We start from the raw sequence: 22,377 nt of genomic DNA, 5'->3' as shown, positions 1-22,377 counted from the left end.
TGCAACAGATATTATAACTTACGAATGGGAGTCGGCCCGGACACGCTCATTGCCGATAATTCACGATACCAGCAGCCTGTCGATCAGCCGCTCCGCTGCTTCCGGGATCACGGTACCGGGCGGGAAGATTTCCACTGCACCCGCTTGCAGCACGGCATCATAGTCCTGCGGAGGGATCACGCCGCCGGCAACGATCAGCATGTCGCTGTGGCCGAGCCTCTTCAGCGCATCGCTGAGTTCGGGGATGAGCGTGAGATGTCCCGCCGCCAGCGATGACGCGCCGACAATGTGCACATCCTGCTCGTGGGCGAGCTTCGCGATCTCCTCCGGTGTCTGGAACATGGCGCCGACGGTGACATCGAAGCCCAGGTCGGCAAAGGCTGTGGCAATCACCTTCTGGCCGCGGTCATGTCCGTCCTGTCCCATTTTGGCGACCAGGATGCGGGGCTTGCCGCCGGTCTTCTTTTCGAACGCGCCGATCTTCTGCTGCAGCCGGTCGACGGCCGGATTGTCGCCGAGCGCCTGGCGATAGACGCCGGAAATCGTCTGCACCGAAGCGACGTGGCGGCCAAAGACCTTTTCCAGCGCCAGCGAAATCTCCCCGACCGTCGCGTTGGCGCGCGCGGCATGGATGGCGAATTCGAGCAGGTTGTCGCCGCTCTCGGCCGCGCGGGAGAGCGCTGCGAGCGCATTCTCGAGCACTGCGACGTCGCGCGTGCCCTTCAGCCGCTGCAGCTTCGATAGCTGCCGGGCTCTTACCTCGGCATTGTCGATCTTCAAGACGTCGACTTCGATATCCGTACCAGGCTGGTGCGCGTTGACGCCGACCAGCATCTGCTCGCCTGAATCGATGCGCGCCTGGGTGCGGGCGGCGGCCTCTTCGATGCGCAGCTTGGGAATGCCCTTCTCGGTCGCCGCGGCCATGCCGCCGAGCGCCTCGACCTCCTCGATATGGGCAAGCGCACGCGCCGCCAGATCATGCGTCAGCCTCTCGAGATAAGCCGAACCGCCCCACGGATCGATGATGCGCGTGGTGCCGGATTCCTTTTGCAGGATCAGCTGCGTGTTGCGGGCGATACGCGCCGAATGATCGGTCGGCAGCGCCATGGCCTCGTCGAAGGAATTGGTGTGCAGCGATTGTGTATGGCCCTGTGTGGCGGCCATCGCCTCGATCATCGTACGAATGATGTTGTTGTAGGGATCCTGCGCCGTCAGCGACCAGCCAGAGGTCTGGCAGTGGGTGCGCAAGGACAGCGAACGCTCGTCCTTCGGCGCAAAATTCTTCATCATCAGGCTCGACCACAGAAGCCGCGCCGCCCTGAGCTTGGCGACTTCCATGAAGAAGTTCATGCCAACAGCCCAGAAGAAGGACAGGCGCGGGGCGAAGCGGTCGATGTCGAGCCCGGCGGCGACGCCGGCGCGGGCATATTCGATTCCGTCGGCAATCGTATAGGCGAGCTCCAGGTCCGCCGTCGCGCCGGCCTCCTGCATATGGTAGCCGGAGATCGAGATCGAGTTGAATTTCGGCATATGCCTGGATGTGTAGGAGAAGATGTCCGACACGATCCGCATCGAGGGCTTCGGCGGATAGATATAGGTGTTGCGGACCATGAACTCCTTCAGAATGTCGTTCTGAATGGTGCCAGTGAGGTCCTTCTGCGCAACGCCCTGTTCCTCGGCCGCCACAATGTAGAGCGCCATGACCGGCAGCACCGCGCCGTTCATGGTCATCGACACCGTCATCTCGCCGAGCGGAATGCCGTCGAAGAGCTGGCGCATGTCGAGGATGGAATCGATGGCCACGCCCGCCATTCCGACATCGCCGGCCACCCGCGGATGATCGCTGTCATAGCCGCGGTGCGTGGCGAGATCGAAGGCGACCGACAGGCCTTTCTGGCCGGCGGCAAGATTGCGCCTGTAGAAGGCGTTGGATTCTTCCGCGGTCGAGAAACCGGCATACTGCCGGATCGTCCACGGCTGCTGGACATACATGGTCGGATAGGGTCCGCGCACGAAGGGCGGCATGCCCGGATAGGTGTCGAGATGGGGCAGCCCCTTGAGGTCGCCCTGATTGTACAGATGTTTGACGGCAAGGCCTTCCGGCGTCATCCGCTGGCCCTTGATCTCGACACGCGCCCGCCGCGGCGGCGCCCAGCCGACCTGGCTGAAATCCGGAATCAAGAAGCGGCTCCGATCGCTTGATCGATGCGGACCGGAAACAGCGGCTCGCACATGACGATGCCTTCCGTGAAGGCAGGTCGCCGCTCCGCGGCCAGCGTCTCGACAGCGCGCTCGGTTTTCTGCGGATAGAGCGTGGCGCCGACGATGGCGCGCTCGCGGGATCGGAAGGCGGCAGCACGCTGGGCGGCGGCGGTGCGAACGCGTTCCTGTATGCGTCCGTCCTGAAGGCTGGACAGCACGCCGCCCTCGGCCTCGATCGCCTGCAACTCGGCCCAGGCCGCTTCGCAGAGGCCAGCGGTGAGCGCTTCGACGCCACCGGAGCCGCAGGCAGGATCGGCGACCTGATCGATGTGGCTTTCATTGGCCATGATCAACTGCGCGTTACGGGCCACGCGGCGTGCGAAAGGCGCCGGCAGGCCATGCGCGACGGTGTGCGGCAGGATGGCGATCGAATCGGCTCCGCCCGCCGCCGCGGCGAAGCAGGCGATTGTCGTGCGCAGGATGTTGGTCTCCGGATCCAATGCCGTCATCATCCGAAACGACGTCTCGGCGTGAATATTGGCCGTCGAAGTCGGGATCGAGCAGGCCTCTTGGACGCGAGCCCACAGCTTGCGCAAGGCCCTGACCTTGGCAATCGACAGGAACTGATCCTGGTCGGCGCTCAGCGCAAACCCGATATGGGGCGCTGCGTAGACGAGCGGTTGCCGCGCTTTCTCGAACATCCTGAGATACGAGACGGCCGAAGCGAGCATGATGCCAAGCTCCTGCGCCTCCGTGGCGCCGGCATTGTGGAACACCCGCCCGTCCGCCTCGAGCAGCACGCCGGGTACGCCCATCGAAAAGAAATGCGCCAGCGATTGCGGCATGGATTCCTGCAGCGCCTCGATCGACATGCGCAACCGGCCGGTTCCGGCCAGGATAGCCGCAGGATCGATGCCGAAGGAGAGGTTGAGCTTTGCCGGGTCGGAGCGGCGCTTGCCAAGGAACGCCACCAGCCAGTCGGCCATGGGGCGGCTCCACGGATGGGCGTCGATGCGGATCTGGACGCGGTTTAACGGTATGCCGTCCAGAACCGTCTCCAGCGCCTGCGCCGTTCTCGGCAGGCCGTAGCCGAACGCGTTCGGGGCGCCTTCGAAGACGAGCGACAATCCCGTCGCACCCTGCGCGACGTCCTCCAGCGCCTGGGCTTTGGCGCGACCTATGTCGGGATCGTCGATGCGCTGGCTGACGATCCACGGCGATCCCGGGTTGGCGCGCACGATCGGCTCGGCCGCCGCCGCGCGCTCATAAAGCGGTTCCACGCGGATGCCGTCATCAGTGTGCGAGACCAGTTTTTCCTCGAAAGATGCGCCGGCGAGCGCCCTTTCAGCCAAGGCCAGCCATCGCTGCCGGTCGGCATTCGGAACTTCGTTATCCCTGGTCAAGGCTCCGGCGCTCATCCACTGTCCTCGTCACTATGCGGCCGCATCAGCCTGGAGCACTTCAGTCTACGGGTCCCGGTGCGATACCGCAATGCAATGCGCTTCCAAGACTCGAATTCGATCCCTCGAGCGTACACCAGCCTTCGAGCACGAAGCATGAACGATTGCCAAACATGGGCAAAATCCGCAAGCTCCAAAAAAGGCCATTTTCGCTGATCGCCATTGTCGCTGTGCAAGGGCCCCACTATACCTTCGGGCAAGGGGCTGGTTTTATACACGGCAGTTTGCGGAGACCGGACATATGGCTGACGACACCATTTTCATCGGCGCCAGCCGCAAGCCCGACGACAGCTATCAGCGTCCCGAAAACCTGCTTTTGCAATATGGCAACCGTCACGGCCTGGTGACCGGTGCCACCGGCACCGGCAAGACGGTCACCTTGCAAATATTGGCCGAGGGATTCTCCAATGCCGGTGTGCCGGTGTTCTGCGCCGACATCAAGGGCGATCTCTCCGGTATAGCCATGATGGGCACGGCGCAGGATTTCCTGGTCAAGCGCGCCGAGCAGGTCAAGCTCGACCCCTATGACTTCCAGGAATTCCCCGTCATCTTCTGGGATCTGTTCGGCGAACAGGGCCACCCCATCCGCGCCGCCATCTCCGAGATGGGCCCGCTGCTCTTGTCGCGGTTAATGAATCTGTCCGAAGCCCAGGAAGGCATCATGAACATCGCCTTCCGCATCGCCGATGAGGAAGGCCTGCTGCTGCTCGACCTCAAGGACCTGCAGGCGCTGCTCGCCAATATCGCCGGGCGCGCCGAAGAGATCAGCGCCCGCTACGGCAATGTGACGAAACCCTCGGTCGGCGCCATCCAGCGCACGCTGCTGGTGCTGGAACAGCAGGGGGCGGCGAATTTCTTCGGCGAGCCGGCATTGCGCATCGCCGACATCATGCGCACCACCCGCGACGGCCGCGGCGCCATCAGCGTGCTGGCCGCCGACAAGCTGATGATGAATCCGCGACTCTACGCGACGTTCCTGCTTTGGCTGATGTCGGAACTGTTCGAGGAACTGCCCGAAGTGGGCGACCCCGACCAGCCGAAGCTGGTCTTCTTCTTCGACGAGGCACATCTGCTTTTCGACGACGCGCCGAAGGTGCTGATCGACCGCGTCGAGCAGGTGGTGCGCCTGATCCGCTCGAAGGGTGTGGGCGTCTATTTCGTCACGCAGAACCCTTTGGATATTCCTGAGAAGGTCCTGGCCCAGCTCGGCAACCGCGTCCAGCATGCGCTGCGTGCCTACACGCCGCGCGAGCAGCAGGCGGTAAGGACCGCGGCCGAGACGTTCCGGCCAAATCCGGATTTCGATTGCGCGACCGTGATCACGCAACTGGGCACCGGCGAAGCGCTGGTTTCAATGCTGGAAGCCAAGGGCATCCCGTCCATGGTCCAGCGCACGCTGATCCGTCCGCCATCGTCACGACTCGGGCCCATAACCCCAGCCGAGCGGCAGAAGCTGATCCAGGAAAGCCCGGTGATCGGCCAGTACGATGAGCGTGTCGATCGCGAATCGGCTTTCGAGATGCTGCAGAAGAAGGCCAAGGACGCGGCGGATGCCGAGGCACAACAGGCCGACGCAGGCCGTTCACGCTGGACCATTCCGGGCTTCGGCAATGATGCCCCGCCGCAGCAGCCCGGCGGCAGACGCTCGCCTCAACCGCGCCCATCCAACCGCCAGACGGTGGCGGAAGCCGCGATCAAGTCGGTAGTGCGCTCCGTCGGCTCGTCGGTCGGCCGCGCCATCGTGCGCGGGATACTCGGAAGTCTGTCGAGAGGCAGATAGGGAGCGCGATCGCGCAACGGTCACGCAGGGACAGGTTGATGTGGAGGGTGAAGGCGGTGAGTCGCCGCATTCACCCTCGCTCCGATCAGAAAATCGCGTCGGTCACCGCTTTCACCGGGCCAAGCAGCACCGATCCGTCCGGCACGCCGGCATCGATCGGGATGGCTTTGTGGTTCGCGGTCGCCACCATGGGCTGGCTGGCGTCGCTGGTCACGATGACCGGGGTCTTCGAAGGCACGCGGTCATAGAGGTCTATAATGTCCTGGTTCATCAGGCGCACGCAGCCCGACGACACCGACTTGCCGATCGAACGCCATTCCGGCGAGCCGTGCAGCCGGTAGAGCGTGTCGACGTTGCCCTGGAAGAGATAGAGCGCACGTGCACCGAGCGGGTTTTTCAGCCCGCCCGGCATGCCGCCATTGTCAGCGCTGTATTGCCTCAGTTCCGGCTGCCGGGCGATCATCTCGTCCGGCGGCGTCCATTTCGGCCACTTCTGCTTCCACTGGACGACGGCATCGCCAGACCATTCGAAGCCGGCGCGGCCGAGGCCGACGCCGTAACGGATCGCCTGACCGCCCGGACGAACCAGATAGAGGAAGTGGCCGGTCGTATCGACGACGATGGTTCCCGGCTTCTGGCCGGTCGGGTCGGGCACGATCTGGCGCAGGAATTGCGGATCGATCCTGTCGACGGGAATGGCCGGCACTTCGAAACCGCCATCGCTGACGGCGGCGTACATCGTCACGTAGTCGGCGAGCGGCGGCTCGACATAGGCCGGTGGTGGTGGCTCGACTGGCCCGGATCCGGTGGTGGCGCATGCGGAAACCGCGATCGAGGCGGCGCCCAAGGCTGCGGCGTTGAGAAAGCCGCGACGGCTCAGGCGATAGGATTCGATTTCGGCTGGGAACATGGTTGCCTTCTTTAAGTCTGAAATCGCAACAAAGCATGAATATACCGACCGTTGCGAGGGTGCCTGATCAACACTTGGGCGTGATAGGCGGTTCCGAATCTGGCCTCAAGGTGGACAAACAAAGGCGAAGCTGTGACCGCGTCGCCACTGTGGCGCTACGGTCACAGGGGTGTGCGGCTAGAGCGAAAACAAGGATTACTTTTGGGCCGCATGCGTTAGCCACCTGTGACAAGGGCATCGAGCGACGGCAGGATCAGGGCCGGTGGAAAATCCCGATACTCCTCCGGCTGGTTGGAGCGGTTGATCCACACGGTGCGGAAGCCGAACTTGGTCGCGCCGGCAATGTCCCAGCGGTTGGACGACTGGAAGGAGACTGCACCCGGATAAAGGCGCCAGCCCGTGGTGACCATGTCGTAGACCGACGGATCGGTCTTGAAGCGCCGTACCGCATCGACGGAATAGATATCGTCCAGCACCTGATCGAGCGCCGCGGATTTAACGGCTGCCTCCAGCATTTCCGGCGAACCGTTGGACAGGATTGCCAGCTTGGCGCCGGACGCCTTCAGCGCCTTCAGTACGGCGGGCACTTCCGCATAGCAGTCCAGCCGCCAATAGGCATCCAGCAATGCCGCCTTGAGGCCGGGATCGGCAGAGGGCACCTTGTGCAACGCGAAATCAAGTGCCTGCTCGGTGAGTTGCCAAAAATCGGCATAGGCGCCCATCAGCGTGCGCACCCAGGAATATTCGAGTTGCTTGGCGCGCCAGATCTCGGACAGCAACTGGCCGTCCGGTCCGATGGCGTCGGCGTGGCGGCGCACGGCGGCATGAACATCGAACAGTGTGCCGTAGGCGTCGAAAACATAGGCGGCGTATTGCATGGCAACAGTTTTGAGGCGAGGCGGGGCAAGGTGCAAGTCTTGATTGCAGCGCGCCGTTCGTGGCCTCAACAAAACTCCCCGATGCTGGTTGACGACGCCGGCCAAAGCGTCATCCAATGCTGCAACACGAGATTGATCGGAACGGGACAAAGCAATGACACTGGCGGCTGCAGCACTTTCCGCGACATGGACTTTCGTCGACGGCGACTGGTACGAGGGCAATGTCGCCGTTCTGGGCCCGCGCAGCCACGCAATGTGGCTCGGCACCAGCGTGTTCGATGGCGCCCGCTGGTTCGAGGGTGTCGCTCCCGATCTCGACCTTCATGCCGCGCGCGTGAATGCCTCGGCGATCGCGCTCGGTCTCAAGCCTTCGATGACGGCCGAGAAGATCGTCGGGCTGACCTGGGACGGATTGAAGAAATTCGATGGCAAGACGGCTGTCTATATCAGGCCGATGTATTGGGCCGAGCACGGCGGCTATATGGGCGTGCCGGCCGATCCCGCCTCGACCCGTTTCTGCCTGTGCCTCTACGAATCGCCCATGATCTCGCCGACCGGCTTTTCCGTGACGGTTTCGCCGTTCCGGCGCCCGACTATCGAAACCATGCCGACCAACGCCAAGGCCGGCTGCCTCTATCCCAACAATGGCCGTGCCATCCTCGAAGCCAAGATGCGCGGCTTCGACAACGCCCTGGTGCTCGACATGCTGGGCAACGTCGCCGAGACCGGAACCTCGAACATCTTCCTGGTCAAGGACGGCCACGTCCTGACGCCGGCGCCCAACGGCACCTTCCTGTCCGGCATCACCCGCTCGCGCACGATGACGTTGCTTGGCGAGTACGGGTTCAAGACCACCGAAAAGGCGCTTTCGGTGCGTGAATTCCTCGAAGCGGATGAAATTTTTTCGACCGGCAACCATTCCAAGGTCATTCCGATCACGCGCATCGAGGACCGCAGCCTGCAGCCCGGGCCGGTGGCCAAGAAGGCACGGGAGCTCTATTGGGATTGGGCGCATTCGACGTCGGCGGGCTGATCCGTCCAGGCTTTTCGTCGCAATGCGCCCGGTTTCGGGAAACTGTGTGACAGTTCTCCGGAACCCGCTTAGAAAGAGCACCCGGCGCTTCACTTTTCGGAGTTGTCCGAACCCAATCCAGACCTATCTTAGTCCGGTATCGACACCGGATTTTCCTTGAGGGAGTACCTTCCATGGCTTTTGAATTGCCCGCTCTGCCTTACGACTATGAGGCCTTGCAGCCCTACATGTCGAAAGAGACGCTGGAATATCACCACGACAAGCACCACAAGGCCTATGTCGACAACGGCAACAAGCTTGCCGCGGAAGCCGGCCTTGGCGATCTGTCGGTAGAAGAGGTGGTCAAGCAGTCGTTCGGCAAGAATGCCGGCCTCTTCAACAATGCCGCCCAGCACTACAATCACATCCATTTCTGGAAGTGGATGAAAAAGGGCGGCGGCGGCAACAAGCTGCCGGGTGCGTTGCAGAAGGCTTTCGACAGCGATCTGGGTGGCTACGACAAGTTCAAGGCCGACTTCATCGCCGCCGGCACGACCCAGTTCGGTTCCGGCTGGGCCTGGGTTTCGGTCAAGGATGGCAAGCTGGCGATCTCGAAGACGCCGAACGGCGAGAATCCCCTCGTCCATGGCGCGGCGCCGATCCTCGGCGTCGATGTCTGGGAGCACTCCTATTACATCGACTATCGCAACGCCCGGCCGAAATATCTCGAGGCCTTCGTCGACAGCCTGATCAACTGGGATCATGTTCTCGAACTCTACGAAAAAGCGAAAGCCTGATCGAGATTCAGAAAGCCCCGGCACCCGGGGCTTTTCTTTTTCTGTGCCGAGATCCCACAGCAAGGTCTGCAAAATCGTCGAGGGAAGGGAATATTCCTCCCGCCACGTCCGTTAACGTCCTGTCCCGAAATGCCTTCATCATGGAGCCAATTGAATGAGAAAGCTTGTCGTCGCCATCTCTATGCTCGCGTTCGCCGGTTCGGCGGCCTTTGCCGACCCGATCCTCGACCGCCAAGCCCTGATGAAGGAACGCGGGAAGATCGTCGGCGGCCTGTCGAAAGTGGTCAAGGGTGAGGAGCCCTTTGATGCCTCCGCCGTACTGACTGCGCTGCAGGCGCTCCAGGCGAACGCGGAAAAATTCGACGCCGACGTCCTGTTCCCGGCGGGCAGCGACACGGGCGACACCACGGCGGCGCCGAAGATCTGGCAAGACATGGCCGGCTTCAAGGCGACGGAAGACAAGTATCTTGCCGACGTCAAGGCCGCGGTCGCCGCGGCCCCGGCCGACGTGGAGTCCCTGAAGACGCAAATCGGCGTCATCGGCTCCGACTGCGGCACCTGCCACAAGGGCTACAGGGTCAAGAAAGGCTGATCGCCGGCCATGGCATGGCTGAGGAAGTTTGTCGGCGCCGCACTCGTGCTCGGCGGCGCCGGCGCGGTTGCTGCGTGGACGCTTTCGGCGCCGGTGAAGCTCGATGCGGAAACCCTGGCCAAGCTCGCGCCTGGTGACGCGGTCAGAGGCAAGCGCATTTTTTATGCCGGCGGCTGCACCTCCTGCCATGCAAAACCCGGTTCGAAAGGCGACGAGCGGCTCGAACTTGTCGGCGGCCTTGAACTCAAGACCCCGTTTGGCACGTTTGTGCCGCCCAACATTTCGCAAGACCCGAAGGACGGCATCGGCGCGTGGTCGGCCGAGGATCTCGCCAATGCCATGCTGAAGGGCGTCTCGCCGTCGGGCGAGCATTTCTATCCGGCATTTCCCTATGCGTCCTACGCGCGGATGAAGCCTGCCGACATTGCCGATCTCTATGCCTTCCTGAAGACGCTGCCGGCGGTTGCTGGCCGAGCGCCGGCCAATTCATTGAGTTTCCCGTTCAACATCCGTCGCGGCATCGGCTTGTGGAAACGGCTCTATCTCAGCGAGCAGCCTGTTGTGTCCCTGCCCGAAGGCGCGCCTGGTCCTGTGATTGCCGGTCGCTACCTGGTCGAGGGACCGGGTCATTGCGGCGAATGTCACACACCGCGTGATCTTGCAGGGGGGACAAAGAAGAGCGAGTGGCTGGCTGGAGCCACTGCCGCCGAAGGCAGCGGCATCATCCCCAACATCACCTCCGGGGAGGGCGGCATCGGCGACTGGTCGCAGGCCGACATCGCCAACTATCTCGAAACCGGCTTCACGCCCGATTTCGATTCCGTTGGCGGGGCCATGGTCGACGTGCAGAGGAACATGGCCGAACTGGCGCCCGAGGACCGCGCGGCGATCGCGGCCTATCTCAAGGCGATTCCGCCGCATCCGAATGGCTATCCGGCGCGCAAAAAACCGGCGAGCTGACTACGGGTGGCGATCGCCCAGGAAGTCGAAGCCCGCCTCGAAGAAATGATTGTAGTTGCAGGTCAGTTCCTCGCCGGCCGCGATGTCGCGTAACGCAAAGCTTTCCTCGGGCGAGGATACGTCGCAATTCGGCTCGTCGGCGTGGTTCATGTAGCGTGCATCGTCGGCCTCGAAGACGATGTAGTTCGGATCTCGCCTGTCCGGATAGGCATAGCGGTCGAGATAACTCTTCACCGGTCCTGTCTGGCTCTCATAGGTCCCGACCTCGATGAGCCGGTCGAATCTCGGATCCAGCTTCCAGATCATCGTGCCGCGGGAAATGGGATTTTTGGCAAAGACACCAATGCCTTGGATGGGGGATTTGTCGAGATAGACGTCGACGAGCAGCATGGCAGGCCCTTGTGCGATTGTGGGCTGTGATGGCCCGGGACAAAACCCGCCCTGGGTAGCGCGCGGGCATCGCAATTGCGAGCGAAAACCAGCAACATGGAATTCAAAAACCAATGATTGCCCGGTTCGCCGAGAAGGTCGCGCCGGTCACCGTTTCGCATCAGCGCTGCTGAAGCGCCAGCCGCACGCCCAGGCCGCAGTAGATGCCGCCGACAATCTTGCCCTGCCATTTCAGCACCGTGGGATTTCGACGCAGGAAAGTGCCAAGCCCGCCTGCGCTCACCGCGAAAACCACTGTGCTGAAGAGGCCCAGCAGAACAAAGATGATCCCCAATACCGCCAGCTGGAGCATGACCGATCCGTTTTCGGGCCGCACGAACTGTGGCAGGAACGCGAGGAAGAAAAGCGCCGTCTTGGGGTTGAGCATCTCAGTCAGTATGGCTTGCCGAAACGCCTTGCCCGCTGAGATTGGGAGCCTGCCGGCGGCGAAATCGGCCGGCGTCTTTTCCATGATCGCGCGAATGCCGAGATAAACGAGATATGCCGCACCGAGATATTTTACGGCGCTGAACAACACCGCCGATGCGGCGATGACCGCCGAGATGCCGACCATGGCCGTGAAGGTGTGAAACACGTCGCCGGCCGCGATCCCTGCGCCGGTTGCGATGCCGGCTTTGGTTCCCGAACTCGTTGCCCGCGCGACCGTCAGCAGCGTGGCGGGGCCGGGAATAAACACAAAACCGAGGACCACCGCGACATAGGTGGTCAATGTGGCCAGGTCGATCATTGCTCGCATCCTCCTCGGCGTTCGTCGCCGATCAAGTCACGCCAGGGGCCGAAGGTAATGACCGCTTCAGCCCTGCGGCCCTGTTGCCTTGCCTGTCACTTTCAAGGCGAATGAATATGTGTAGGCGATCTCCTCCAGCCGGGAAAACCGGCCGGAGGCGCCGGCATGGCCCGATTCCATGTTGATCTTGAACAGGACCGGATTGTCGCCCGTCTTGCGCTCGCGCAGCCGCGCCACCCATTTGGCCGGTTCCCAATAGGTGACGCGCGGATCGGTGAGACCGGCTAGCGCCAGGATCGGTGAATAGCCGAGCGCGGCGACATTGTCATAGGGCGAATAGGCGGCGATCGTCCGGTAGTCGTCCGCCGACGCGATCGGATTGCCCCATTCAGGCCACTCTGGCGGGGTCAGCGGCAGGCTGGCGTCGAGCATGGTGGTGAGCACGTCGACGAAAGGCACCTCGGCAACGATGCCGCCGAAACAGTCCGGGGCCATGTTGGCGACCGCGCCCATCAGCATGCCGCCGGCGGATCCACCTTGCGCGACGATGCGGTCATGCACAGTGTAGCGTTCGGCGACCAGATGGCGTGCACATGCGATGAAATCGGTGAAAGTGTTCATCTTGTGCGCCCGCTTGCCGTCATCGTACCAGCCATAGCCCTTGTCCTTGCCGCCGCGGACGTGGGCGATTGCAAAGACAAAGCCGCGGTCGACCAGCGAGAACCAGTTGGTGTTGAAGGCCGCCGGCACGGTGATGCCATAGGAACCGTAGCCGTAAAGCAGGCAAGGCGCGGAGCCGTCCAGCGGGGTATCGCGGTGGTACAAGAGCGAGACCGGCACCAATTCGCCATCGGCCGCGGGCGCCATCAGCCGACGCGTGACATAGTGCTCGGGGTCGTGGCCTGACGGCACCTCCTGGGTCTTGAGCAACACGCGCTCGCGGGTGCGCATGTTGTAGTCGAAGACCTGCGCCGGCGTCGTCATCGATGAATAGGTGAAGCGCATGATCTCGGTGTCGTATTCCAGGGATCCCGACAGGCCGAGCGAAAACGCCTCCTCGTCGAAGGAGATCAGGTGTTCGTCGCCGGTTGCCCGGTCGCGCACGACGATGCGCGGCAGGCCCTCCTTGCGCTCCAGCCTGACCATATGGTTCTTGAAGCCGATCACCGACAGGATCAGCCGGCCGGCCTCGTGCGGGACCAGTTCCTGCCAGTTGGCGCGGATCGGATCGCTCGCCGGCGCCGTCATGATCTTGAAGTCCTTGGCCCCATCGGCGTTGGTCAGGATGAAGAAAACGTCGCCGCCTTCCTCCATCTCGTATTGAAGACCGGTCTCGCGCGCCGCCACCAGCTTCGGCTCGCCAAACGGCTCGCCGGCGCTCAGCAGCCGGTATTCCGAGGTCTCGTGGTCGTTGATGGCAATCATGATCCAGTCATTGGAGCGCGTGCCGCCGACATTCATGAAGAAGCCGGGATCATTTTCCTCATAGATCAGCCGGTCGATTGCCGGATCCTGCCCAAGCGCATGGAACAGCACCTTGGAGGGACGGTGGTTGGGGTCGAGCCGGGTGTAGAAAAACCCGTCATTGGCGGCGTTCCACACCCCCGAACCGCCTGTGTCTGGAACCGTGTCCGCGAGTTCCTTGCCGTCGGAGAGGTCGCGCACCCGAAGCGTATAGAATTCGGAGCCCTTGTCGTCGAACGCCCATAAAAGCTTGCCATGGTCGGCCGAATGATCGACGCCGCCAAGCCGGAAATAGGCCTTGCCTTCGGCCTCGGCATCGCCGTCGAGCAGGATATGCTGCGCGCCGCCGTCCCGCGGCATGCGGAAATAGCGCGGCTGCTCGCCGCCGAGTTTGAAGGAGGAGCCATACGCGTAGGGTCCGTCCTTCATCGGCACGGAAGAATCGTCTTCCTTGATGCGACCCTTCATCTCCTTGAACAGCCGCTTCCGCAAATCGGCCGTGTCGGCCATCAGCTTCGACTGGTAGGCGTTTTCGGCTTCGAGATGGGCGCGGATGCCCGCATCGAGCAATGCGGGATCCCTGAACATCTCCTGCCAGTTGTCGGCCCGCAGCCAGGCATAGTCGTCCGTTCGCGTGATACCGTGATGCGTGTCGAAAACCGGCCGCTTCTCGGGCGTTGGCGGGGTGACATCCGGGAATGCAGAAGTTTTGGTCATTGCGTCTCGCTTTGGAAATGTCGATGGCCAATGAACACGCCGATCAGCGCGGGTTCAAGAGCCGGGCCTTATTGCTGCACCGGGCTCCAGAAAGTGGGCCGGGAGGAGAAATGATGAATATCTATGCTCGCACCGTCGCGGCTCTCGCCGTCGTTTCCGCAACTATGGCCATCGCCGGCCAATCTCATGCGACCGTATTCGCCGCTTGGCAAGTGGCCAACGTGCCGTTCGGCGACACGCTCAACGTGCGCAAATATCCCTCGGGCACGTCCCAGAAACAGGCCGCATATCCGAACGGCACCGTTTTGCAGATGACCGGACGATGCACCGGCGGGACGAACCTGCTCGATATCGCCAATCAGCCGGCATGGAAGCAGCAGCAGGCGGTTCGCTATCGCTGGTGCGAAGTCTGGCATGATCCGGCCAAGAACGGCGGTTTCGTCACCGGGTGGGCCTATGGCAAATACATCGCCCCGTATTGAGTGATCCGATCTGGTCGACTGCACGACGCGTGAGGGCCGGCAATGGCCGAGGTGGGGCAACCTCTGGTTTTGCGAAAGGGGGTGAGCAACCAAGATTGCCGGCGCGATCGCCAAGCAAAGCAAAGCACTCGGAGATGCTTTGTGAGTTAGCGAGAATGTAACGGTTAGCTAACGCTGCGTCACCGGCAGCTGGTTTCGCCTGCGAAATATCGAAAAATTACATCGTGCACGAAAGATTGAAGCTGATCCGGAAATATCTGATCAACATTGTTCAATATAGTGCAAGGATCGAATTGACTTACTTGCTAGGTAGGTTCATTGATGCCCCCGCGACACGAATCGCAGAAGCTCTGTCTGCACAAAATTCGTGCAATGCCTTGCCTGTAAAAAAGGGCGCACTAAACTAACTCTCGTTGGGGCCTGAAGACCATGGATATTGTCGAAACACCTTCCAGAAACAGCGACGCGCTGATCGAGCTGACCGCCGACGTGGTGGCCGCCTATGTCAGCAACAATCCCGTGCCGGTCGGCGAACTGCCGAACCTCATCTCCGATGTCCATGCTGCTCTCGGGCGTGTGGGCGGAACCGCCGAACAGCCGCCCGCCGACAAGCAGAAGCCGGCAGTGAACCCGAAGCGCTCGGTTCATGACGACTACATCGTGTGCCTTGAAGACGGCAAAAAGTTCAAGTCGCTCAAGCGTCACCTGATGACCCACTATGATCTGACGCCGGATCAGTATCGCGAAAAGTGGAACCTCGACCCGAGCTACCCGATGGTTGCCCCGAACTATGCGGCCGCCCGCTCCCAGCTCGCCAAGAAGATGGGCCTCGGCCGCAAGCGCAAGGCCCGCTAGGCATTTGTCGCCAGGTGAGTACACTTGGTATCGCAGAATGCGGCTCAAACGATAGATAGAGCCGGACGGACAGTTCAACCGGATCGACATCGGCGCCTTCGGGCGCCGTTTTACTTTGCCGGCCGGGCCGGGACAGCGCTGGTAACAGTGCGCGGTACGATGCGATCGGCTGATCGCGGAGGCGGTATCAGGCCGTCTGCTCGAGCGCGGCCTCTGCGTCGCGCCTGATGCGCTTGACCATCGAGCGAAGGCCGTTGGCGCGCTGCGGCGACAGGTGCTCGTCCAGGCCGAGCGCCTTCAGCGTCGCTTCCGCATCGATTTTCTGGATTTCGCTGGCGGTCTTGCCGGAGAACAGCGCCAGCATGATCGCCACCAGCCCGCGTACGATATGGGCGTCCGAATCGCCCCTGAAGGTGATGACCGGATCGCCACCCGGTCCCCGTTCGGTGGTCAGCCAGACCTGGCTGACGCAGCCCGGCACCTTGTTGGCGGCGGTGCGTTCCTCATCCGGGAATGGCGGCAGTGCCTCGCCGAGTTCGATGACATAACGATAGCGGTCCTCCCATTCGTCAAGGAATGAGAAGTCGTCGCGGATCGTCTGGATCGTGGTCGTCATGACAGGGATATAGTCATCCACCGCCGCCGCGTCACGGAAAAACAAGGACACCGCGGGCGTCGAGAGGCAGACTGCCCGCGGTGCGCCGTCGAAACGGCTTAATTCTTTACCGGCAGGTTGACTGTCTCGGGCAAGACGACTTCTTGCGGAACGCTGCCGGTCATTGTGGAGATGTCGGGGCCGGCAGACTTGTCGTCCAGCATGGCGGCCGCGATCTTGGCTGTCTCCTTGGCCCTTGCGGTGATGGTGTGCATTGCCGACTTGCCGGTCTCACAGACATCGGGCTTGCGTTCGCAAATGCCGGCGATGTCGCCGACCGCGTCGCGGGCCACGAACAGGGCCTGGATCGGTCCTACGCTTTCCTGGCCCGGCTCGCTGGGACCGACGCCCAGCGGCAGTGCCAGCAGCACCAGCGAAAACCAGAAAGCCATTCTCATCAGGAAGAACATGCTCGCCTCTCGTCGTGACCGGATCATGCATCCATGAGCATGACCTCTTTTGTGGGCGGGATATTGGCACACAGGCGCAAAGGACGGCTTGCGGGTTAGCCGAGAATTTTCTTCAAATTTGAGGCAAATTCGAAACGAAGCGTTTTGCTGTCGATTTGTCTCAGACTGGGATCATTTTTTTTATCATCCATTAGCCATATACTCCCTTGTTTCTATTGCATTTTCCGCAAAATCAGGCGGTCGGTGCGCTGCGGCCGGCCACGCCACGGGCGGTCCCTGCGGATAACCCTCCGTTTACTATGGTGGCATTTGCCCGGGTTTTCGGGCGCTCCCATCCCGATATTCGCCGTGGGCCGGGCCTTGGGTCGGCCCTGCCTTATCCATTCTTTAAAGGCTGGGTGCGAGTTTCAGAGTCAATCAAAACGATCTGCAAAAGCAGAGCTGTTCACGACGAGTGCGGGTGCGTTGAGTTGATGCCGATCAAGGCCAGATACGTTGAATTGCCTGGCGCAATGGCGGCCGGTTGCGAACGTATGGTCCATCCCTCCATTCTTGGGCTGGACGACCGCGAGCGTCAGCGGCGCTTTATCGGCGCCATGCTGGCCGCTCCGTTCTTTGCCGCCGGTGCCGCGGTCACGCTCGTCACGTCAGGCATGGGCGCGGCCGTCACCGTGGCCGCCATCTTCGCGGCCTTTGGTCTTTGCTGGTTCATCGCCTTGCTGGTGGCCGCGACCGGCAGGATGGATGTGGCCGGCCGGGCCGCGCTGGCGATCGCGGGACTTGCGCTCGCCGGTCTTGTTGCCGCTGCCGGCGGGCTGAGCTCGCCGGTCGCGATGCTTGTCGTGGCGCTGCCGTTCGAAGCCTGGTGGATCGGCGCCTCGCGCCGCGCGGCGCTGTGGGGAGCCGTCTGCGCCGTCGTCGCCATTTTGTTGCAGCCTGTGGCGGCAACCGTCCTCCCCCACGCCGGGGTGCCGATCGCCGCGTGGCACTGGCTGCTGCCATTGGCCTGGGCGCTGACGCTGGTGCCGCGTATATCGGCGGTTCGCAACGCGGCGGCTGCGGCCGACGTAAGGGACACCGGCGATCGTCTCGAAGACATGATCGACGCGGTGGTCCTGCGCGTCGCCCGCCATGGCGAGGTTCTCGATGCCTCGGCAAAGGCACGTACGCTGTTGAAGCTGCCCCCGGAACTGCTTTGCGGAACCGGGCTTTTCGATCGCGTGCATCTGTCGGATCGCGTCTCCTATCTCAGTGCCTTGGCGGACATGCGCGACGGGGCGCTGTCGCGCAGGCTGGAGTTGCGCGTCAGGCTGCCGCAGGACGGCAATGGACAGAATGGTGGCCCAGCGGACAACTATCGGCCGTTTTCGCTCGAACTGATGCGCGCGCAGGAGCAGGGCGACGTTTTCACGCTTGTGCTGCGCGAGAACGAAGAGGTCGCCCGCTTGCGCGAAGACCTCGGCGCCGCCAATGACGCCGCGGCAGCCGCCGAAGTGGCGAAAGGGCGCTTCCTGGCGGTGGTGAGCCACGAACTGCGCACGCCGCTCAATGCCATCATCGGATTCTCGGACATGCTGCTGCACGAGATGTTCGGCGCCTTCAAGGACCCGCGGCAGAAGGAATATGTCGGTCTGGTGCGCGATTCCGGCCAGCATCTGCTTGCCGTCGTAACCTCCATCCTCGACGTGTCGCGGATCGAATCCGGTGTCTATGCGACCGAACCGGAGCCATTCCGCTTCATGGAAGCCGTCGACATGTGCCAATCGATGATGCGGCTGCAGGCGCAGGCCAAGAACATCGATCTCAAGGCGCAGATCGCGCCGGACGCCGGCGAAATCAATGCCGACCGACGCGCGGTGCAGCAGATCCTCATCAATCTCGTCTCCAATGCGATCAAGTTCACGCCCGACGGCGGCGATGTCGTCGTCGGCGCCAAGCGGATCGGCTCGCGCCTGCATTTCTGGGTGCGGGACACCGGCATCGGCATCGCCGAGGAAGATTTCGCCAATCTCGGCAAGCCGTTCATGCAGATCCAGAACGACTATACCCGCCGTTTCGAGGGGACCGGCCTTGGCCTTTCGCTGGTCAAGGGACTGGTGGCGCTGCACGAAGGCACCATGTCGATCGAAAGCATGCCGGGCGAGGGCACCACGGTCACCATCAGCCTGCCGGTGAACGGCCCGAAAGGGCGCCCGGCGGACAAGGCCGGAGTGCTGACGATGCCGCTGGCCAGGGCGAAAGGGGACGGAAATGGCGCGCTCCGCAAAACAGCCTAAGGTGGCGGCCAAGCGCCGCAGCAACGCCTTCCAGGACGGCGCCGTCGCCATCGGCGGTATGATTTCGCGCAACCCCGTCCTGGTGGGAGGGTCGACGGCATTCCTGGTGACGCTATTCTACGTTTCGGCGAATGCGCTATGGTACCAGCCTTTTCCGCATGCCGGCGCCTTCTTCGCGACCCGCAGCATGCAGGGCGTTCCGCATGCGGCTGCTGATGAGCCGGAGACCACCTTCAACATCGTGCGGCCAGGTACCGCGCCGGCGCCGGTCAAGGGCGATCCGGTGGTCGAGCAGGTGCAGGGCATTTTGAAGGATCTCGATTTTTACGCCGGCACGGTCGATGGCATTTCCGGACCCAACACGCGCAAGGCGATCCAAGCCTACCAGCAGAAGGTCGGACTCAGCACGTCCGGCGAGATCGACGCGCTGCTGCTCGATCAGTTGGGCGCGACCCCGAAAACCGCCGCCGTGCCGAAACCGCAACCGCGTCCCGAAGTGTCGCAGGCGGTTCCAGTGTCGCTGCAGACCGATACGGCTTCCCAAGCGCCGGATCCTCGCATTGTCAAGATACAGGCCGGGCTCAAGGCCTTCGGCAATGACGACATGCAGCTCGACGGCGTCGTCGGCGCGCGCACCAAGGCCGCGATCAAGGAGTTCCAGTCGCTGTTCGGCCTGCCGCAGACCGGCGAGCCCGACGAAGTGGTCTACGTCAAGATGCGCGAGATCGGCCTCACCAATTGACGCTGAAAACGGCTCGCCCAGCGGTTTAAATACCGATAGATAGCCCGCATGCTGTCCGGAATTTCCCCATGCGCGTGACCACGGATCTGTGGGTATCGGCCCTGTTGCGTCGGGTTTTCGGCGCGGGCGGATTTGCCGCCGTGGTCAAGCGCGGCGCGACCGAAGCCGGCGCCGTGTTCGTCCTGACGCGGAGCCGGCTTGGTGAAATCGCTCTCTATGGGCCGGCGCCACAGACGAGCTACGATTCGGCCAAGCCCGATGACCGTTTCTTCAGCCTTCTCGCCACCGCCCCCGATGCTTCGGCGCTGGACGCCAGGCTGGAACGCGAGAAGAAATTCGATCCCGACATCTGGGTGGTTGAGATCGAGGCCGGCGCTGTTCCTCTCGAGGAGCTTATTTCCGTGAAGATGCCGTGAGGCCAGGGAAGGCCGCTGCATCGTCACTGTTCGACGCCTTGCGGCTGGCGCTGTTGGTGGGGGCGGCGCCGCGAACCACATCGGACGGGGTCTCGGCCTTCCATCCCCGCACCTTGTCCAGCGCCGCGTCGTGGTGCAGGAGCCGGTAGCGATCGAGGAAGGTGCGGATCGCCTGCGGATGCGGAAACTCGCGTGAGTAGACGGCAACCGTGATCAGGAATGCCCGGTCCTCGCTGAGGTCGAGCGAGCGCAGCGCCGCCAGCAGTGGCATGTAATTCTGGTTCGCCGTCAGCGACCTGGCAGTTGAGAAATCGATATCGAGCGCATCGGCGAGCGCGGTCTGGAAGAAGGCGGCGTTTCCGGTCAGCGCCGTCTCCCGCAATCTGGCGTAGGTGTCGGCTCCGGTGAACGGATCGACCTGCGCCGCCTGCGCCTCCTCGCCGGTCCGCATCATGGAGCGCAGCCTGCGCCGGGCATTTTCGGCACCAACGCCCGGCGTCTGCTGCTTCGCCGTGCTGTCGGCGGCCGGCGCCTCCAAGGGAGCGGTTTGTGCCGGGGAGGCTTCCGCTTCCGGATCGCGCACCCGCACCAGCGTCGGTCTTTCCAGCGCCCTGATCAGATCGGCGATGGTCGGATTAAGGTTCTTGCGGCGCGCGATCGCGCGCGCATGCGGCAGCCCGTGCCGGCCGATCAGCGCAATGAGGTCGATGTCACTGACTGCGCGCGAGCGGATGAGCAAGGGGGCGGCGATGTCTACCGGCTCCTCGCACAGACGCCGCACCAGCCCGGCCGGAGCATATTCGCATTCAGAGAGGGCCGCCGCCACGTAGCGGCGCGATTCGACGGACACGTTGTCGAACAGCGGCAGCGTCAGATCTTCGAGCTGGCCGATCTCCCGGCGGGACGGCCGCGTAAGCGAGCAGAACGCAGACACCGCTGCGCGGAACAGCCTTTCGGCCTTTCCCGATTCCGTCCCTGCCGCGATTTGCCTGAAGTCCGAAGATGACACGAGGGATACGCTCGATACTCTATACACGCTTGACCATGCTCGACCGGAACCATGTCGGTTTCGCGATTGCCTCGGTCAGGATGTCCTGACCTTAGAACAAAGATCAATTTAGCCGGGATCCGTTAGCGCTCCGTTAACCCTCTGCCGGCCTTAATGACATTGGAGGCGTTGCGTTGTGCTCCGGGGCAACCGAGAGGAATACGCGAACCATGGGCATGGTACTGTCTTTCGTGCCGAGAACGGCACCGACCAATCGAGCAAAGCAAACCACCGAAATACCGGCGGCGGTGATCATCTTTCCCGGCATCCGCTATGAGCGGTCCACCGCGGGGGAAGCACGGCCTGCCGGCCCTGACAAGCCGGGATCGCCACGCACGCCAGTGCCGCATCACTGAACTGATGCGGATTGTCCGGGCCGCGGTCTAAAAGTCCTGCAGCTCGCACGAACTCTGCTCGAGAAAGCGCGAGACGATCGACTTCCAGCTGTCGTCCGGCACGAAGCTGCGGATGACGAATATGCCCTCGTCGATCGGCGCTTCGACGAAGATCGCTCCCTGAAGCTCCTCGGGAAGGTCCCTGCGCATGTCGATCATCTGGGCCGGCGTCAGCACCACGGCATCCAGCTTGCCCCCGGTCGCCGTGTGGTCGTTGAATGAATAGATGTTGTGGCCGTTGCGGTCATAGACCGACACCGACCAGAAGGGCACATTGCCCGGCGCCCTGATCCTCACCATGCCCTCATCCAGGTCGAACCGGCAAGCCGTCGCATAAAACAGCGGGTCGACGGATTTCACCACCGGTGCGCCACCCGCCTCGGCATCGAGCCGGGTCATCCGGTAGAGATCCGACGCCAATGACAGCCGCGACCAGGCATCGCGTTCCGAGAATTCAGGCACCAGAAGCAGCACGACGATATGCACGATGCCGGCGCCGACGAGGCCGAGCAGGACGGCATGCACAAGTCTGCGCGTCGCGGCGTAGACACTACGCATCGCAGCCGACCTTGGTGATCTTGGGCAGCGACACATCCGACAGGCCGGTGCTGCTGGCGATCGGCGTGTCGTAGAATGTCAAAACGAAATACATCCTGCCGGAACCGTCGGTCAGCAGCCAATTGCCGGGCATCGGGTGATGGCCGACGGAAATGAGCACCGAATTGTCGGATTGGCGCAGCACGCCATAGGATTGAAGCGCGGCAAGCCGCGATTTGCCGGTCTCGACCACGCTGAGCGATTGGTCGGCGGCGTAGAGGGTCCAGAATCGGGCGGTCGGAAATCCGCCTTCGATCGTGTAGGTACATTCGCGCCTGAGCTCTCCGCCAGCTGCGTCGTCCTCGGCGACAAAGGACAGCCCTTCGGCGCGGCCGAGCGCGAGCACGCCCTCGCGCGCCACGCGGGCCTTGGAATAGGGGTCGGCCGCGGGTGTGCCGATATCGGGAAAGGCGGTCCACTGGCCGATCCTGATCGCCCCGACGCCGTCCTGCATTTTCAGCGCATACCAGACGCTGGCGCCGCCGCCGCCGATGGCTATGGCAAGCGAAAGCAGCGTCAGGAAGGCGTTCTTGAGCATGAAAGGCCGGGCGT

Annotated in this window: 22 protein-coding genes; 10 read left to right on the top strand and 12 right to left on the bottom strand. The window is 62.7% G+C overall.

Going from position 1 to position 22,377, the window contains the following annotated elements; genetic code table 11:
• Positions 1–60 precede the first annotated feature (60 nt).
• Both scpA and LB532_RS12890 read right to left on the bottom strand, forming a co-directional pair.
• Positions 61–2,181, bottom strand: coding sequence for a methylmalonyl-CoA mutase (scpA, locus tag LB532_RS12895; RefSeq protein ID WP_140638746.1), 2,121 nt, complete (start codon positions 2,179–2,181; stop codon positions 61–63).
• On the bottom strand, positions 2,178–3,620 hold the full coding sequence (locus tag LB532_RS12890; RefSeq protein WP_140638747.1) for a methylmalonyl-CoA mutase subunit beta: 1,443 nt from the start codon (positions 3,618–3,620) through the stop codon (positions 2,178–2,180). Before LB532_RS12890 ends, scpA begins: the two co-directional genes overlap by 4 nt.
• A gap of 283 nt (positions 3,621–3,903) precedes the next feature.
• On the opposite strand from LB532_RS12890, the gene LB532_RS12885 reads away from it, so the two are divergent.
• Positions 3,904–5,442, top strand: coding sequence for a helicase HerA-like C-terminal domain-containing protein (locus LB532_RS12885; protein ID WP_140638748.1), 1,539 nt, complete (start codon positions 3,904–3,906; stop codon positions 5,440–5,442).
• Between the two features lie 85 nt (positions 5,443–5,527).
• Here the strand turns inward: LB532_RS12885 and LB532_RS12880 are convergent, their stop codons facing one another.
• The gene (locus LB532_RS12880) at positions 5,528–6,352 is read right to left on the bottom strand and encodes a L,D-transpeptidase (RefSeq protein WP_140553967.1); all 825 of its coding nucleotides are present in this window, start codon (positions 6,350–6,352) and stop codon (positions 5,528–5,530) included.
• Positions 6,353–6,567: 215 nt separating this feature from the next.
• Positions 6,568–7,230, bottom strand: coding sequence for a haloacid dehalogenase type II (locus LB532_RS12875; RefSeq protein WP_140494758.1), 663 nt, complete (start codon positions 7,228–7,230; stop codon positions 6,568–6,570).
• A gap of 154 nt (positions 7,231–7,384) precedes the next feature.
• On the opposite strand from LB532_RS12875, the gene LB532_RS12870 reads away from it, so the two are divergent.
• The 4 genes from LB532_RS12870 (at position 7,385) to LB532_RS12855 (ending at position 10,591) form a co-directional block, all read left to right on the top strand.
• Entirely contained in the window at positions 7,385–8,263 is an 879-nt protein-coding gene (locus tag LB532_RS12870; RefSeq protein WP_140494756.1) for a branched-chain amino acid aminotransferase, read from the top strand.
• A gap of 173 nt (positions 8,264–8,436) precedes the next feature.
• The gene (locus LB532_RS12865; protein WP_140638749.1) at positions 8,437–9,039 is read left to right on the top strand and encodes a superoxide dismutase; all 603 of its coding nucleotides are present in this window, start codon (positions 8,437–8,439) and stop codon (positions 9,037–9,039) included.
• A gap of 154 nt (positions 9,040–9,193) precedes the next feature.
• Positions 9,194–9,631, top strand: coding sequence for a c-type cytochrome (locus LB532_RS12860; protein WP_140638750.1), 438 nt, complete (start codon positions 9,194–9,196; stop codon positions 9,629–9,631).
• Positions 9,632–9,640: 9 nt separating this feature from the next.
• Positions 9,641–10,591, top strand: a complete 951-nt coding sequence (locus LB532_RS12855; RefSeq protein WP_140638751.1) for a cytochrome c — start codon at positions 9,641–9,643, stop codon at positions 10,589–10,591.
• Here LB532_RS12855 and LB532_RS12850 read toward each other — a convergent pair whose 3' ends face one another.
• From LB532_RS12850 to LB532_RS12840, 3 genes are all read right to left on the bottom strand, one after another.
• On the bottom strand, positions 10,592–10,981 hold the full coding sequence (locus LB532_RS12850; protein WP_140638752.1) for an SET domain-containing protein: 390 nt from the start codon (positions 10,979–10,981) through the stop codon (positions 10,592–10,594).
• Between the two features lie 160 nt (positions 10,982–11,141).
• On the bottom strand, positions 11,142–11,768 hold the full coding sequence (locus tag LB532_RS12845) for a LysE family translocator (RefSeq protein ID WP_140638753.1): 627 nt from the start codon (positions 11,766–11,768) through the stop codon (positions 11,142–11,144).
• 66 nt (positions 11,769–11,834) lie between these two features.
• On the bottom strand, positions 11,835–13,949 hold the full coding sequence (locus tag LB532_RS12840; RefSeq protein ID WP_140638754.1) for a S9 family peptidase: 2,115 nt from the start codon (positions 13,947–13,949) through the stop codon (positions 11,835–11,837).
• A 110-nt stretch (positions 13,950–14,059) separates the two neighbouring features.
• Here LB532_RS12840 and LB532_RS12835 point away from each other — a divergent pair, with 110 nt between their 5' ends.
• Both LB532_RS12835 and LB532_RS12830 read left to right on the top strand, forming a co-directional pair.
• Complete coding sequence (locus tag LB532_RS12835) at positions 14,060–14,431, top strand: SH3 domain-containing protein (RefSeq protein ID WP_411908878.1); 372 nt, start codon at positions 14,060–14,062, stop codon at positions 14,429–14,431.
• A 429-nt stretch (positions 14,432–14,860) separates the two neighbouring features.
• Positions 14,861–15,286: a MucR family transcriptional regulator gene (locus LB532_RS12830; protein WP_095089970.1), complete on the top strand. Its 426-nt coding sequence runs from the start codon at positions 14,861–14,863 to the stop codon at positions 15,284–15,286.
• Between the two features lie 187 nt (positions 15,287–15,473).
• Here LB532_RS12830 and LB532_RS12825 read toward each other — a convergent pair whose 3' ends face one another.
• Both LB532_RS12825 and LB532_RS12820 read right to left on the bottom strand, forming a co-directional pair.
• Entirely contained in the window at positions 15,474–15,902 is a 429-nt protein-coding gene (locus tag LB532_RS12825; protein WP_140495047.1) for a SufE family protein, read from the bottom strand.
• Between the two features lie 98 nt (positions 15,903–16,000).
• Positions 16,001–16,351: a DUF5330 domain-containing protein gene (locus tag LB532_RS12820; protein ID WP_224556860.1), complete on the bottom strand. Its 351-nt coding sequence runs from the start codon at positions 16,349–16,351 to the stop codon at positions 16,001–16,003.
• A gap of 533 nt (positions 16,352–16,884) precedes the next feature.
• On the opposite strand from LB532_RS12820, the gene LB532_RS12815 reads away from it, so the two are divergent.
• From LB532_RS12815 to LB532_RS12805, 3 genes are all read left to right on the top strand, one after another.
• On the top strand, positions 16,885–18,627 hold the full coding sequence (locus tag LB532_RS12815; protein WP_140638756.1) for a PAS domain-containing sensor histidine kinase: 1,743 nt from the start codon (positions 16,885–16,887) through the stop codon (positions 18,625–18,627).
• Positions 18,602–19,369, top strand: coding sequence for a peptidoglycan-binding protein (locus LB532_RS12810; RefSeq protein WP_140638757.1), 768 nt, complete (start codon positions 18,602–18,604; stop codon positions 19,367–19,369). The genes LB532_RS12815 and LB532_RS12810 overlap by 26 nt, the downstream gene beginning before the upstream one ends.
• Before the next feature lie 68 nt (positions 19,370–19,437).
• Entirely contained in the window at positions 19,438–19,785 is a 348-nt protein-coding gene (locus LB532_RS12805) for a DUF1491 family protein (RefSeq protein WP_140638758.1), read from the top strand.
• Here the strand turns inward: LB532_RS12805 and LB532_RS12800 are convergent.
• From LB532_RS12800 to LB532_RS12790, 3 genes are all read right to left on the bottom strand, one after another.
• Positions 19,763–20,794: a hypothetical protein gene (locus LB532_RS12800; RefSeq protein WP_140638759.1), complete on the bottom strand. Its 1,032-nt coding sequence runs from the start codon at positions 20,792–20,794 to the stop codon at positions 19,763–19,765. The genes LB532_RS12805 and LB532_RS12800 overlap by 23 nt on opposite strands.
• Before the next feature lie 422 nt (positions 20,795–21,216).
• Positions 21,217–21,786, bottom strand: a complete 570-nt coding sequence (locus LB532_RS12795) for a DUF1254 domain-containing protein (RefSeq protein WP_140638761.1) — start codon at positions 21,784–21,786, stop codon at positions 21,217–21,219.
• The gene (locus LB532_RS12790; RefSeq protein ID WP_140638762.1) at positions 21,779–22,363 is read right to left on the bottom strand and encodes a DUF1214 domain-containing protein; all 585 of its coding nucleotides are present in this window, start codon (positions 22,361–22,363) and stop codon (positions 21,779–21,781) included. Before LB532_RS12790 ends, LB532_RS12795 begins: the two co-directional genes overlap by 8 nt.
• Positions 22,364–22,377 lie beyond the last annotated feature (14 nt).

This window comes from Mesorhizobium sp. ESP-6-2, assembly GCF_020164675.1.
GTDB lineage: Bacteria > Pseudomonadota > Alphaproteobacteria > Rhizobiales > Rhizobiaceae > Mesorhizobium.
This window is presented reverse-complemented; position numbering and strand designations above follow the sequence as displayed.